The sequence below is a fragment of the Streptomyces californicus genome, assembly GCF_000717645.1.
Lineage (GTDB): Bacteria > Actinomycetota > Actinomycetes > Streptomycetales > Streptomycetaceae > Streptomyces > Streptomyces californicus.
Window position 1 is genome coordinate 15575 of sequence record NZ_JNZZ01000037.1, and the last position, 14518, is coordinate 30092.

Annotated in this window: 8 protein-coding genes; 4 read left to right on the top strand and 4 right to left on the bottom strand. The window is 74.0% G+C overall.

What is annotated here, in order from left to right; genetic code table 11:
• Positions 1 to 254 precede the first annotated feature (254 nt).
• From IF19_RS0131695 to IF19_RS0131710, 4 genes are all read right to left on the bottom strand, one after another.
• Positions 255 to 1253 carry an LPXTG cell wall anchor domain-containing protein gene (locus IF19_RS0131695; protein WP_030290228.1) on the bottom strand — a complete coding sequence of 333 codons (999 nt, stop codon included), beginning with the start codon at positions 1251 to 1253 and terminating at the stop codon, positions 255 to 257.
• Positions 1254 to 1583: 330 nt separating this feature from the next.
• Positions 1584 to 2690, bottom strand: a complete 1107-nt coding sequence (gene prfB, locus IF19_RS0131700) for a peptide chain release factor 2 (RefSeq protein WP_030119568.1) — start codon at positions 2688 to 2690, stop codon at positions 1584 to 1586.
• A 128-nt stretch (positions 2691 to 2818) separates the two neighbouring features.
• Complete coding sequence (locus tag IF19_RS0131705; protein ID WP_030290230.1) at positions 2819 to 4066, bottom strand: serine/threonine-protein kinase; 1248 nt, start codon at positions 4064 to 4066, stop codon at positions 2819 to 2821.
• A gap of 370 nt (positions 4067 to 4436) precedes the next feature.
• On the bottom strand, positions 4437 to 6116 hold the full coding sequence (locus IF19_RS0131710; protein WP_030277994.1) for a serine/threonine-protein kinase: 1680 nt from the start codon (positions 6114 to 6116) through the stop codon (positions 4437 to 4439).
• Positions 6117 to 6700: 584 nt separating this feature from the next.
• On the opposite strand from IF19_RS0131710, the gene IF19_RS0131715 reads away from it, so the two are divergent.
• The 4 genes from IF19_RS0131715 to IF19_RS0131730 all read left to right on the top strand — a co-directional run bounded on the left by IF19_RS0131715 (position 6701) and on the right by IF19_RS0131730 (position 14402).
• Positions 6701 to 10399, top strand: a complete 3699-nt coding sequence (locus tag IF19_RS0131715; RefSeq protein WP_030277993.1) for an FHA domain-containing protein — start codon at positions 6701 to 6703, stop codon at positions 10397 to 10399.
• 310 nt (positions 10400 to 10709) lie between these two features.
• Positions 10710 to 12074, top strand: a complete 1365-nt coding sequence (locus IF19_RS0131720; protein WP_030119561.1) for an ABC transporter substrate-binding protein — start codon at positions 10710 to 10712, stop codon at positions 12072 to 12074.
• Between the two features lie 103 nt (positions 12075 to 12177).
• The gene (locus IF19_RS0131725; protein ID WP_030192991.1) at positions 12178 to 13464 is read left to right on the top strand and encodes a carbohydrate ABC transporter permease; all 1287 of its coding nucleotides are present in this window, start codon (positions 12178 to 12180) and stop codon (positions 13462 to 13464) included.
• Positions 13461 to 14402 (top strand): carbohydrate ABC transporter permease, encoded by a 942-nt coding sequence (locus tag IF19_RS0131730; protein WP_030119558.1) that lies wholly within the window; start codon positions 13461 to 13463, stop codon positions 14400 to 14402. Before IF19_RS0131725 ends, IF19_RS0131730 begins: the two co-directional genes overlap by 4 nt.
• Positions 14403 to 14518: the final 116 nt, after the last annotated feature.

Genomic DNA, 14518 nt, shown 5'->3' on the forward strand with positions numbered 1-14518 from the left:
GCGCCCCGGGCGCTTGACGTCCGCGTGTACGGACCGTCCGCCGTACGGATTCCGTGGCGGCTCCGCGTACGGCCTTCTGAGCGGCCCGGCGTACGGCCTTCTGAGCGGCCCCGAGTACACCGAAGGGCCCGGGAGGCTTCGCGCCCTCTCCCAGGCCCCTCTTCATGCTGTGCCGTGCTGTGTACGGGCCTCTGAGGTACCCGCTACCGGCCGGTACGGTCCCGGTCGGCCCGGACCGTGCCGATCAGGTCGAACTAGGCGACCGTGCGGCCGCCGCCGACCAGGCGGGGCAGGATGCGGAAGCCGATGCCTCCCGCGATCATCGTCGCGGCGCCGATGACCAGGAAGGTGGTCTCGGCCGCACCGGTCTCGGCGAGCTCTTCCTTGCCCTTGCTCTGCTCGACCGGCTTGTTGCCGACGCTGTCGGTGTCGGTGTTGTCGGTGCACTGGGCGCCGTCGAGGTCGACGGTGCAGCCGCCGTCGTCGCCGCCGCCGAGGGGGGAGCCGCCACCGGTCGCGCTGGAGCCGCCCTGGTCGCCGCCGGAGGTGCCGGTGCCGCCCTGGTCGCCGCCGCCGTTGCCGTTCGCGCCGCCGTTGCTGCTGGTGCTGCCGTTGTTGCCGCCGTTGTTACCGGCACCGCCATCGTTGCCGTTGCCGCCGTTGTTGCCCGCGCCACCGTCGTTGCCGTTGCCGCCGTTGTTACCGGCACCACCATTGTTGCCGTTGCCGCCGTTGTTGCCCGCGCCACCGTCGTTGCCGGCACCACCGTCGTTACCGGCACCACCGTCGTTACCGGCACCACCGTCGTTGCCCGCACCGCCGTCGTTACCGGCACCACCGTCGTTACCGGCACCACCGTCGTTACCGGCACCACCGTCGTTGCCCGCACCGCCGTCGTTACCGGCACCACCGTCGTTGCCCGCACCGCCGTCGTTACCGGCACCACCGTCGTTGCCCGCGCCACCGTCGTTACCGGCACCACCGTCGTTGCCCGCGCCACCGTCGTTACCGGCACCACCGTCGTTGCCCGCGCCACCGTCGTTACCGGCACCGCCCTGGCCGCCCGTGTCGACGCCACCCGGGTCGCCGTCGCCCGGCGTGCCCGCCTGGACCTGGACGTCGGCGACACCCGTGTCGACGCCGATGTCGAGGCCGACCGCCTGTGCCGCGCCGGCCGCGGTCAGCGAGGCGCCCGCGGCGATGACCGCACCGGCGGCGATCCGCGCGACGCGCACACGCGTCTTCTTCGTCATGTGTTGCTACCCCCAGTAGCTGAATCTCGTCATGGAGCAGCGGTACGCGGGCCATGGGCCCCGGGGGCATCGCTCTCGGCAAGGCCACGTCGTGCCGTGGTCACCCCGCCCGCCCCCTGGCTCGCACCCGTCCCGAACATACGCATGCTGCTCCAGCACCCTGACCAGAGTTGAGGAGTACGTCAAGGCCGTTCCGTGCGCTAGGCACCGATATGAGGGGTGTTGACGACTATTCGGAAGCACGACTGTGACGCATCGGGCACAGTTCCTCCCTAACGCGGAAGGGCCCGGACAGTCGCCTGTCCGGGCCCAACCTCCGTAGCGCCGCGGCTACTTCTCGCGCTGCTTGCGCCAGCGGATGCCGGCTTCGACGAAACCGTCGATCTCGCCGTTGAAGACCGCTTCGGGGTTGCCCATCTCGAACTCCGTACGCAGGTCCTTGACCATCTGGTACGGGTGGAGGACGTACGAACGCATCTGGTTGCCCCAGGAGTTGCCGCCGTCGCCCTTGAGGGCGTTCATCTTGGCCTGCTCCTCCTGGCGGCGGCGCTCAAGGAGCTTCGCCTGGAGGACGTTCATCGCGGACGCCTTGTTCTGGATCTGCGAACGCTCGTTCTGGCAGGAGACGACGATGCCGGTGGGCAGGTGGGTCAGACGCACCGCGGAGTCCGTGGTGTTGACGCCCTGTCCGCCGGGGCCCGAGGAGCGGTAGACGTCCACGCGCAGCTCGGACTCGTCGATCTCGACGTGGTCGGTCTGCTCGACGACCGGCAGCACCTCGACGCCCGCGAAGGAGGTCTGGCGGCGGCCCTGGTTGTCGAAGGGCGAGATGCGGACCAGGCGGTGGGTGCCCTGCTCGACGGAGAGGGTGCCGTAGGCGTACGGGACCTGGACGGCGAAGGTGGTCGACTTGATGCCGGCCTCTTCCGCGTACGCGGTCTCGTAGACCTCGGTCTTGTAGTTGTGCTGCTCGGCCCAGCGGAGGTACATGCGCTGGAGCTTCTCCGCGAAGTCGGCGGCGTCGACGCCGCCGGCCTCGGCGCGGATGGTCACCAGGGCCTCGCGCGCGTCGTACTCGCCGGAGAGGAGCGTGCGGACCTCCATCTCGTCCAGCGCCTTCTTCACCGACGCCAGCTCCGCCTCGGCCTCGGCCTGTGCGTCGGCGTCGCCCTCGTCCTCGGCGAGCTCGAAGAGGACTTCGAGGTCGTCGATGCGGCCGCGCAGCGCCTCGGCCTTGCGGACCTCGGCCTGGAGGTGCGAAAGCTTGCTGGTGATCTTCTGGGCCGCTTCCGGGTCGTCCCAGAGGGACGGCGCCGCAGCCTGCTCCTCGAGCGCGGCGATCTCCGCCCTCAGCGCATCCAGGTCCAGGACGGCCTCGATCGACCCCATGGTCGAGGAGAGGGACTTCAGCTCTTCGGAAATATCGACGACTGCCACGGGTCCAGCGTAACGGCATGGCGGGTGAAGCTCGCCCTCCCCCGGAAACAGCCTCCGGAACAGGGCCGCCGCGGGCCCGGGAGTGAGCCGGGAACAGGCCCGAAGCCCCGGGCCGGGCCCGGCGGCGCTCAGGGGGTCGCCGGGGCCGAGTTCTCGCTGTCCTGGGGGGACGGGTCGCCGTCGCCGCCGCCGGTGGCCAGCCAGCCGCCGACCGCGATCGCCGCGCAGAGGACGACGGCGGCGGCGCCGAGGGTCAGACGGCGCTTGCGGACGGCGGCCGCCTTGTTGCGGGCGGAGCCGGGCCGGGGCCTTCCCGGGGCGCGGGGAGCGCGGGCGGTACCGAGCGGGCCGCCCGCCAGCTCGTCGGGGGCCGGGACGCGCATGCTCGTGTGGGTGTCGCGGTTGGAGTCGGGGGCGGAGCCGGGCACCAGCGGGACGGCTCCGCGGCGGCGGGGCTCCTCGGCGGCCGGGGTGTACTGCTGCTCGTCGTACGCGTCGGGCTGCTGCTCGCTCTCCCCCTGGTCGGGCTCGTCCACCTCCAGCGGGGGTATCCCGGCCAGCAGGGGCAGCAGGTCGCGCAGCCGTACGGCCAGCTCCGAGGCGCGCAGCCGGGAGGCGGGTGCCTTGGCCAGGCACTGGACGAGGAGCTGCCACAGCTCCTCGGGGATGCCGGGGAGCGGGACGACGGTCTCGGTGACGTGGCGGCGCAGGACCGCCCCGGGGTGGCCGCCGCCGAAGGGCGTGAACCCGGCGAGCAGTTCGTAGAGCACGGTGGCGAGGGCGTAGATGTCGACGGCGGCGCGCGGCGGCAGGCCCTCGACGATCTCGGGGGCCAGGTAGTCCGGCGTACCGATGATCTTCGTGGCCTTGGTGCGGCGCGGGGTGTCGATGAGCTTGGCGACGCCGAAGTCGGTGAGCAGGGCGGGGTGGGAGCCGCCGGGGCCGAGCGGGCCCTCCATGTCGAGCAGGATGTTCTCCGGCTTGACGTCCCGGTGGACGATCTGGGCCTTGTGCGCGGCGGCCAGCCCGTCGGCGACGTCCGCGATGATCGCGACGGCGGCCTCGGGGGCGAGGCGGCGCTCGCGGTCCAGGCGGGTGCGCAGATCGGTGCCGCGGACGAGGGTCATGACGAGGGCCAGGTCGTTGCCGTCCACGACGAGGTCCCGCACGGCGACGACGTGCGGGTGGTCGAGCCCGAGCAGGGCGGTGCGCTCCTGTACGAAGCGGCCCACGAGCTCCTGGTCGGACGCGAGGTCCTCACGGAGCAGCTTGATGGCGACCGGGCCCTCGGGCCCGTCGCCGAGCCATACCGTTCCGGCGCTGCCGCGCCCCAGGATCTGGTGGGCCGTGTACCGGCTGCCGATATTCCGTGCCACGACTGCTCCCTCAGCGGCTGGCGGTGGACCCCCGGTCGACAAAGTTACGCGGCGTTCGGGGTGTCGAGCGCCCAGGATGGCACCGACCTCGGCTTCCGCGGGCGGAATGGGCCCGCAGAAGTCGACAAAGGGACAGTGTGACGGGGTGCGGGTGGGCGATGCGGGGTCGTCGGCCCGGGCACGGCGGCCGCGGGGACCCCGGTGGTCGGGCGGACCTCGGTGGTCGGGCGGACCTCGGTGGTCGGGCAGGCCGCGGTGGTCGGGCGGGTGTCCGCCCGACCGCCGGGGGTCGGCGTCGGCTCGGCCAGGGTTCGGCCGGGGCTCGATGAGGGGTCGGCCGAAGTTCGGCCAGGCCCTCGGCTCCGGTGGCTCAGCCGCCGCCGGCGTTGTCGCCGACCTTGGAGATCCAGTCGGTGACCGTGCCGACCGCGTCGCCGATGGCCTCCCAGTAGCCCTTGCCCTGGGCGACCCAGTCCTGGAGCGGGGTCAGCTCCCAGATGAGCCAGCCGGCCACGATCAGCAGCACCACGGTGAACAGGCAGCCCTTGAGGCAGCCGAGGCCGGGGATGCGCATCGGGTTGGCGCTGCGCTGCCGGGGCGGACGCGGCTCGCGCGCGGGGCGCGGGGCGGGCTGTTGCGGCTGCTGGGGCTGGGGTGCGTACTGCTGCCGCTGGGGCTGCTGGTAGCGCTGGGGTTGCTGCTGCTGTTGCTGGTACGGGTACTGCTGCTGGAGGGGCTGCTGCCCGCGCGGTGCCGGCTGCTGCCGCTGGGGAGGCTGCTGCGGTGCCTGCTGGTGCTGCCGCTGGGGAGGCTGCTGGCGCTGGGGGCGGCGGCGCAGCGGGTCCTGGCTCGGGTCCAGGTACTGCACCTGGGTCTGCTCGTTGCGGTCGCGGGCCGCCTGGAGCTGCGACTGCCAGGGGTGCGGGCCGTCCGGCTGCGGCGGCCCGTCCGGGCGCGGCGGCACGGGTGGCATGACGGCGGTCGGGTCCGCGTTGGGTCCCTGGCCGGGTCCGCCCTGGCCGCCGGGGCCGGTCTGCGGGAGCACGCTGGTGGCGGCGGCCGGGTCGTAGGAGCCCGCGTTGCTCGGCAGCACCTGCGTGGGGTCGGCCGCGCCCGGGGTCTCCGGGACGGCGGTGGGCGCCGGGTCGGGGGCGAGCAGGGCGCCCACCCCGTCGGCGGCGGCGATCTGCGCCGAGTTGGCGTGGACGCCGATGCCGGCCGCGACCGTACGCAGACCGCGGGCGAGGTTCTCCGCGCTGGGCCGCCGGTCCGGGTCCTTGCTCAGGCAGCGCTCTATGACCGTCCACAGCGGCGCGGGGACGTTGGAGGGGCGGCTGGGCTCCTCGCTGAGGTGCCGGTGCAGGACTTCCAGGGCGGTGCCGCCGGCGAACGGCGGGCGGCCGGTGACCAGCTCGTACAGCAGGATGCCGGCGCCGTAGATGTCGACGGCGGAGGTCTGCGGGCGGCCCTCGGCGGATTCCGGCGCCACGTAGGCGGGGGTGCCGACGAACTCGTGGGTCCGGGTCAGGCCCGGGGAGTCGGCCAGGCGCGCGATGCCGAAGTCGGTGAGCATCGGGGTCATGCCGCCGTCGCGCTCGTCGAGCAGCACGTTGGCCGGCTTGAGGTCGCGGTGGACGACGCCGTCGGCGTGGCTGGCGGCGAGCGCGTCCGCGATCTGCGCGGTGAGCAGGGCGGCGGCGACCGGGGTGAGCGGACCGTTCGCGCGGAGGTAGCGGTGCAGGTCGGGGCCCTCGATCAGGTCCATCACCAGGGCGAGGAGATCGCCCTCGACGACGAGGTCGCGGGTGCGCACGATGTTGGGGTGGGTGAGCCGCAACAAGACGGACCGCTCCCGCAGGAACCGCATCACGACGTCGGCGTCGTTGGCCAGCTCCTCCTTGAGGACCTTGATGGCCACGGTCTCGCCGGGCTGACCGGCGACGGCCGCCTCGGCGCCCGCCGTCTCCCGCTGGCGGGCTCGCCAGACGGTGCCCGTGGCGCCGCGTCCGAGCGGCTCCTCGAGCAGGTACTTGCTGCCTACCGGCCGCACGTCATGCGCTCCCTGCTGATCGTGGTACTCGCGGCCCTCCGGGGCCCGAATGTTCCGGCCCACTGTAATGCCGCCGAACAGGGCGCAGGGGGCTCGCGTTTCGAGGGAAGACGCGAGGACCGGGCCGGAGGTTGCCGACCCGACCGCAGGAGGGCGCCGCACGCGTGGCCGGGGACCGACGTGCCAGCGGGCAGGGGGCCCCGTACGCGCGTGGGCGGGGATGGCGGTACGAGCGGCCATGGGCGGCCGCACGCGTGGCCGGGGATCGCTCAGCAGTTCGGTGGCGTCGGCGGGTTTACCGGCCGGTCCGGGGGCGGTTCCCCCGGGTCGGTGCCTTCGAGCGGCTGATTCCGGACGCAAGCAGGCACTTTTGCGCCCACAGCCGACCATTCAAGATCATGTGGAGGCGACCGGCGGGCGTGTTGTCAGTGGCAGGTGCGAGGATGGCTGGAGCACGGATCTGCGGACGCGGAGTCCCCCGGTCCGTCACGACCTGTACGGACGACGTGTCCGTGCCGGGTGGGGGGAATCACAGGGCGTTTCCCCTGCCGGGCACCTTCGCGCAGAAGGGACCGCTGACGGCGATGCAGATCCGGCTGACCGTCCTCGCGCCGCGCAGCGGCCAGACCCCGGCGCGCACCTGCGACGTGCTCGTCACCGCCCCCGCCGGGACGGCACTGGCCGCCGTCGCCTCGCAGCTGGCGGCCGCCGTGTCGGGCCCCGAGAGCTCCCAGAGCGGTGGGGCCGTGGTGCTCCACGCCGGGCGGGAGCGGCTGGACGGGCACCGGATCGCGCTGGGCGAGCCTCCCCTGGTGGACGGCGCGGTCCTCTCGCTCCAGGTGCCCGGCGACGAGGAGGCGACGGACGACCCCGTCCCGGCCCAGCTCCACGTGGTGGCCGGACCGGACGCGGGAGGGGTCCACCTGCTGCACGGCGGGCAGATCCGGATCGGCCGCTCCGCCGACGCGGACGTCCCCCTCGACGACCCGGACGTCTCGCGGCTGCACTGCGCGGTCACGGTCGCCGACGACGGCCGGGTCTCGGTCGCCGACCTCGGCTCGACGAACGGCACCTCGCTGGACGGGGTCGAGGTGCGCGAGCGCCCGGTCCGCCTCGTCCCCGGCGCGCTGCTGCGGCTCGGCGAGTCCGCCCTCCGCCTCGCCCCGGGCTCCCCTCCGCCGCGTCTGACGACCGCCCCTGACGGCGAGGGGCACCTGCGGGTGACCCGCGCCGAGACGGGTCACGCCGCCCGCCCGCCCTTCGGTCCGGGCTCCCCCGGGCACGCCGCCCCGGGCCACGGCGCGCCCGCGCCGGGCACCGCGTTCCCCGCCGCCGTCGTCTCCCCTCCCCCGTCCCACAGCCCCGCCGCCCCGCCGTCCCCCGGGCCCGAGACCGGCGGGTACGGCGAAGCGGAGTCCCGGCCGGAGCGGTCCGGCGCCGGGACCGGTACGCACGCGCGGGGCGAGCAGTTCGCCGACGTCCCCGCGCCCCGGCGCGGCATAGGCGCCTGGGCGCGGCGGTTCAAGGGCGGGGCGAAAGCCGAGCAGGACGCGGCCGGGCCGGCCGCGTCCGACCCGTACGCCTCCGCTGCCGACGGCGGCCCGGCAGGGGTCCGCGGATCGGCCGCGAGCGGCTCCGACGCCGGTCCCCGCGGCTCGTCCGGCGGCTTCGACGATCCGGCCGGCGGCCCCTCCGGGTCCGGGCACCTCGCGTCCCCGGCCTCCCCCGCCTCCCCCTTCTCCGCGCTGCCGTCCGCGCCCGAGGGCACCTGGCCGGACCCGGCCGCCGTGCTGCTGACCGCGCTCGGCCCGGGGCCCCGGCTCTGGGAGCGCCGCCCGGACCACCCGGAGGCGCTGGTGGTGCGGCTCGGCACGACGGACCGGGCCGAGGTGCCGTCGGTGCCGGTGACCGTGGGACTGCGGGAGGCCGGTTCGCTCGGGCTCGCCGGTCCGCGCGCCCGGCTGGCGGGGCTGGCGCGTGCGACGGTGGCCCAGCTCGCGGCCCTGCACTCCCCGCTCGACCTGGAGATCGTCCTCATCAGCACGGACCGCTCCCGCACGCCGGAGGAGCGGCGGCGCGAGTGGTCCTGGCTGGGGTGGCTGCCGCATCTGCGCCCGACGCACGGCCAGGACTGCCGGCTCCTCCTCGCGTACGAGCGTGAGCAGGCGGAGGCCCGTGCGGCGGAGCTGGTCCGCCGCCTCGACGAGGGGCCCCTCGGTCCGGGCTGGCCTCATCTCGACCGGGCCACCCTGGCCGAGGCGGCCCGCGCCCACACCGGGCCGCACACGGTGGTCGTCCTGGACGGCGACCCCGGCACGGCGTTCCTCCGCGAGACCACGGCCCGGCTGGCCGGGGCGGGCGCGGCGGCCGGCATCCATCTGATCTGCCTGGCCGAGACCCCGGCCGCCTCCCCCACCTCCCCGGTGGCCGCGACGTACGAGGCGGCCTGCCGGGCGTCCATAGCGTTCCGGGAGTGCGGGGCGGTCGCGATGCTGAGCGGGGACGTGGCCACGGCGCTGCGCCTGCTGCGCACGGCGGGCGGGCAGGCCGCCGGGCACGGCACGGTGGCGGCGGTCGACGCGGTGTCGGCGGCCTGGGCCGAGCGGTTCGGGCGGGCGTTGGCGCCGCTGCGCGAGGAGGGCTCGGCCGCGCTGGCGGGCCGTCCGACGACGGCCGCGCTGCCGCCGTCCGCCCGGCTGCTGGACGAGCTGGGGCTGGCCCGCGCCACCCCGGCCTCCCTGATGGCCCGCTGGGCGTCCACGGCGGAGGGCCGGACCTGCTCGACCGTCCCCCGGGCCGCGACGGCTCCCCCGCCCCGCCCCGAGCCGGACAGCCCGAACTCGGGGCGGACCCTCAGCGCGGGCCCGCGCGTCGGCCCCCAGCGGACCGCGGCCACCTCGCAGGACCGCGACGCCGGCCGTACGGCGTACCCGGCAGCGGGCGCCCCCGACCCGGACCGGACCCCGTACCCGCCGCCGACCGCGCGCGACTCGGGCCGCACCCCGTATCCCCCGCTCGACTCCCGCGACTCCGGCCGCACGCTCCATCTGGGCGCTCAGCGCTCCGGGCCGGGGGCTGCGGACGCACCGGGGGGCTCCACCGCGACGGGGGCCGACTCCGTCCGCGTCGGCTCCGCCGCGACCGGGGCCACCGGGGCTCCGGACCCAGGCGCAGACGGAGGCGCAGGCGCAGGTATCACTGGACCTGACGGGCCCGGCGCGGGGCGGCCTGTGCTCGTGCTCGGCGCGGGTCCCCGGGGCCCGCTCAGCGTCGATCTCGCCGTCGAGGGCCCGCACCTGCTGATCGAGGGCCCGCCGGGCAGCGGCCGTACGGAGCTGCTCCGGGCCGTGGCCGCCTCGCTCGCCTCCGCCGCCCGGCCCGACCGGCTCGGCATCCTGCTGGTCGACGGGGCCGGCGGCGAGCAGGGCGACCGGGGCGAGGGGCTGCTCCCGTGTACGGAGCTGCCGCACGTCTTCGGCCACCTCGTGGCCAACGACCCGGTCCGGATGCGGGAGTTCGCCCAGGCGCTCGGCGGTGAGCTGAAGCGGCGCGCGGAGCTGCTCGGCGAGCTGGACTTCGCGGACTGGCACGAGCGGCACGCCCGGCAGGAGGCCCCGCAGGAGGTCTCCGGACGCGTGGCGGGCCGCCGTCCGCCGTCCGGCGCCGAACACCGGGGCGACCTGGACTCCCCGGCCACCGGCACCCTGCGGCTGCGCCCGGCCGCCGCCCGGACCGCCGACCCGGGGCCGTCCCCCCTGCCCCGCCTCGTCGTCCTCGCCGACGACTTCGACGCGTTGGTGGCCCCGGCGCTCGGCTCCCCCGGGCGGCCCGCCGCCGGCTCGGTGGTGCGGGCGCTGGAGGCCGTCGCCCGGGACGGCGGGCGGCTGGGGGTGCACCTCGTCGCCGCCTCCGCCCGCCCCGACCGCACCGAGGACACCGAGCCCGCCCGGAGCGCCCGGCTGCGCATCGTGCTCGACGCGCCGGTGCTGCCGCCGTCCCCGGACGAACCGGCCCCCGGCCGGGGCAGGCTGGGTCACCCGGACGGCCGCGTCACCCCGTTCCAGGGAGGTCGGGTCACCGGCCGCATCCCGCGCACGGCGACGCTGCGCCCCACCGTCGTGCCGCTGGAATGGGAGCGGATGGGCGATCCGCCGACCCGGCGCCCGGTGCGGGAGCTGGGCAACGGACCGACCGACCTGGCCCTGCTCGCCAGCGCGCTGGACCGGGCGGCGCGCTCGGTGAACGCCGAACGGCTCCCCGCGCTCGTCCCGTTCACCACCTGACACCACCCACGGAAGACTCGTCGAGCGAACGCCCCACCGAGACGGCGCCGTTCAGCTACGCCAACCCGAACACGCCTGCCCCGTAGCCCAGTTGCGTGCCGAACCAGGAGGTCGGAAGCGCCGCCCCTACCCCTTCCCCGATCACCTTCCGACATGCCCTGACTTGACGTCACGAGGCCATCACAATCAGCCCGTTGGGCCCATCGGCGGTATTGCGGGGCAGGTGCGCCGGGCGTAGGACTGTGCGCACGGACGACGTGGTCCGGACACGTCGCCGTGGCCGGGCCCGTACGGAAGAGACGGGGCAGGAATGCGCACAACCTTCTCGATACGCAGGGCCGCGCTCGTGTTCACGGCGGTCGGCGCTCTGGCGCTCACCGGCTGCGGAGGCGACGGCGACGGCAAGAAGAAGACGGACGACGGTTCCGGGAAGGGCACGGACAGCGCGTCCACGGTGACCCTGCCGAAGCTGGACGGGGAGAACGTCTCCGTCGCGGCGGTGTGGACCGGGCCCGAGCAGGAGAACTTCACCAAGGTCCTGGACGAGTTCGAGAAGCGTACGGGCGCGAGCGTCACCTTCGTCCCGGCGCAGGACCCGATCATCAACTTCCTGGGGACGAAGATCGCGGGCAAGCAGCCGCCGGACGTGGCGATGATCCCGCAGGTCGGCGCCGTCCAGCAGGCGGCCGCGAAGAAGTGGGCCAAGCCGGTCGGAGCCGAGGCGAAGGCCCAGCTGGAGAAGAACTACGCGCAGGTCTGGCAGGACCTCGGCGCGGTGGACGGCACCCAGTACGGGGTGTACTTCAAGGCCGCGAACAAGTCGCTGATCTGGTACAACGCCGCCGCGTTCGACAACGCCGGAGCCAGTGAGCCGAAGACCTGGAAGGACTTCCTGACGACGGCGGAGACCGTCTCCGCCTCGGGCGTCACCCCGGTCTCGGTGGGCGGCGCGGACGGCTGGACCCTCACCGACTGGTTCGAGAACGTCTACCTGTCGCAGGCGGGCCCGGAGAAGTACGACCGGCTGGCCCAGCACGAGATCCCGTGGACCGACCCGTCCGTGAAGGAGGCGCTGGCCACGCTCGCCGAGCTGTTCGGCAAGCCGGAACTGATCGCGGGCGGCGCCGACGGGGCGCTCCAGACGGAGTTCCCGGCCTCGGTGACCCAGACGTTCACCGGGGGCGACCAGCCCAAGGGCGCGATGGTCTTCGAAGGCGACTTCGTCTCCATCAACATCGCGCAGACCGAGGCGAAGATCGGTACGGACGCCAAGGTCTTCCCGTTCCCGGCGGTCGGCGCGGACTCCCCCGTGGTGACCGGCGGCGACGCGGCCGTGGCGCTGAAGGAGACCAAGGGCGCGCAGGCGCTGCTGACCTGGCTGGCCTCGGCCGACGCGGCGCGGATCTGGGCCGGGGCGGGCGGGTTCATCTCCCCGAACAAGGGCCTGGACCTGAAGGCGTACCCGAACGACGTGCAGCGCACGATGGCGCAGGCGCTCATCGACGCGGGCGACGACGTCCGGTTCGACATGTCCGACCAGGCCCCGCAGTCGTTCGGCGGGACGCCCGGCAAGGGCGAGTGGAAGATCCTCCAGGACTTCCTGAAGAACCCGAAGGACATCGCGGGGACCCAGAAGAAGCTGGAGTCCGAAGCGGCCAAGGCGTACAAGAGCTGACGCCGTGACGACAGCGACCGCGGGAGGCGCCGGTGCGGCGCCTCCCGCCGACGAGACGAGTCCGCGCCGCCCGTCCCCGGAGCCGGAGAAGCCCGGCCGGGGCGTGACCGGCACCCGCAGGGTGGTCGCGGCGGTGTTCCTGCTGCCCGCACTGGTGCTGCTGGGCGCACTGGTGGTCTATCCGATCGGCTACTCCGTCTACCGGTCCTTCTTCGACCAAGCCGGAACCGGGTTCGCCGGGTTCGACAACTACACCGCGCTCTTCACCGACGACACGATCCTCACGGCGGTGAAGAACAACGCGATCTGGGTGGTCTTCGCCCCCACCGTCGCCACCGCGCTGGGTCTGATCTTCGCGGTGCTGACCGAACGCATCCGCTGGGGCACGGCGTTCAAGCTGATCGTCTTCATGCCGATGGCGATCTCGATGCTGGCGGCGGGCATCATCTTCCGGCTGGTGTACGACCAGGCCCCCGAGCGGGGTGTCGCCAACGCGGTGGCGGTGGGCGTCCACGACACGTTCAACGCGTCCGCCGGCTTCCCGAAGGCGCGCCCGCTGCCCGTGCACCCGCTGAAGAAGGGCGAGGGCGGCGCGTACCTGTCCAAGGAGCCGATCCGGGCCGGGCAGCCGCTGCTGGTGCCGCTGGTGGGCGTGGCCCCGGCGAAGATGCCGGGCGACGCGCGGCCGGCCCAGGGCTCCCCGGCCGCCTCGGGCGACGGGATCTCCGGCACGGCCTGGCTGGACTTCACCCGGGGCGGCGGCGGGAAGCCGAACGTCGTCGATCCGAAGGAGCTGGGGCTCAAGGGCCTCAAGGTCGAGGCGGTGCGGGACGGGAAGGTCGTCGCGAGCGCAACGGCCGGGGCGGACGGCGTGTTCACCCTGCCCGCCTCGGCGGACGGGGCACAACTGCGGCTGCCCGCCGACAACTTCCGCGAGCCGTACAACGGGGTGGACTGGCTCGGCCCGTCCCTGGTGACGCCCGGCATCATCGGCAGCTACGTGTGGATGTGGGCCGGGTTCGCGATGGTGCTGATCGCGGCGGGACTGGCCGGTCTGCCGCGCGAACTGCTGGAGGCGGCCCGGGTGGACGGGGCCAACGAGTGGCAGGTGTTCCGCCGGATCACGGTGCCGATGCTGGCGCCGGTGCTGGCGGTGGTCCTGGTGACGCTGATGATCAACGTGCTGAAGGTCTTCGACCTGGTGTTCATCATCGCGCCGGGCTCCTCCCAGGACGACGCGAACGTCCTGGCGCTCCAGCTGTACCGGTCCTCGTTCGGCACGGACGCGGACCTCGGGATCGGCAGCGCCATCGCGGTGCTCCTGCTGCTGCTGGTGATCCCGGTGATGCTGTTCAACATCCGGCGCATCCGGAAGGAGGGGCGGCGATGAGCGGCGCACCGAACGTGGACTCCGCGCGCCCCGGCCGCCGGAGGGCGGGCTCCCCGGGGACCGGCCGGCCCGAGGCGCCGAAGGCCGGGCGGTCTCTCGGGGCGCGGATCGCCGCCGGGGCCGGCGGCGGGGCGATGCGGGTCTTCCTGATCCTGGTCGCCCTGTTCTGGCTGATGCCCACCGTCGGCCTGCTGCTGTCCTCGCTGCGCGGACCGCAGGACATCGCGGCGACCGGCTGGTGGAAGGTCTTCACCGCCCCCTCCGAGCTCACCTTCGACAACTACCAACGGCTGCTGGACAATGCGACGATCACCGGGTCGCTCGGCAGCACGATCATGATCACCGTGCCGTCCACCCTGCTGGTGGTGGTGATCGGCTCGCTCGCCGGATACGCCTTCGCGTGGATGGAGTTCCCCGGCCGGGACTGGTGGTTCCTGCTGGTCGTCGGCCTGTTGGTGGTGCCGGTGCAGGTCGCGCTGATCCCGGTGTCCGAACTGTTCGGCACCATCGGGATATTCGAGACGACGCTCGGCGTGGTGCTGTTCCACACCGCGTTCGGCCTGCCGTTCGCGATCTTCCTGCTGCGGAACTTCTTCGCGGAGATCCCCCGCGAACTCCTGGAGGCCGCCCGGCTCGACGGGGCGGGCGAGATCCGCCTCTTCACCCGGGTGGTGATGCCGCTCGGCGGTCCCGCGATCGCCTCGCTCGGGATCTTCCAGTTCCTCTGGGTGTGGAACGACATGCTGGTCGCCCTGATCTTCGCGGACTCCGACGCGCCGCCGATCACCGTGGCGCTCCAGCAGCAGGTACGCCAGTTCGGCAACAACATCGACGTGCTCGCGCCCGGCGCGTTCGTGTCGATGGTGATCCCGCTGGCGGTGTTCTTCGCCTTCCAGCGGCAGTTCGTCTCCGGCGTGATGGCGGGCGCCGTCAAGTAATCGCCCACCACGAAAACGTACAGACGTACGTCAACACGAAGCGGCCCTGTTCCCCGGAACCGGGCCGCTTCGGCGTCCCCGTCCCCCGATCGGCACGCCCGGCGTAACCCTGTCAT

What these genes read in the sequence shown, in the direction of transcription:
- IF19_RS0131695 (WP_030290228.1), bottom strand. Translation starts at nt 1,253, where the DNA reads ATGACGAAGAAGACGCGTGTGCGCGTCGCGCGGATCGCCGCCGGTGCG.
- IF19_RS0131715 (WP_030277993.1), top strand. Translation starts at nt 6,701, where the DNA reads ATGCAGATCCGGCTGACCGTCCTCGCGCCGCGCAGCGGCCAGACCCCG.
- IF19_RS0131720 (WP_030119561.1), top strand. Translation starts at nt 10,710, where the DNA reads ATGCGCACAACCTTCTCGATACGCAGGGCCGCGCTCGTGTTCACGGCG.
- IF19_RS0131730 (WP_030119558.1), top strand. Translation starts at nt 13,461, where the DNA reads ATGAGCGGCGCACCGAACGTGGACTCCGCGCGCCCCGGCCGCCGGAGG.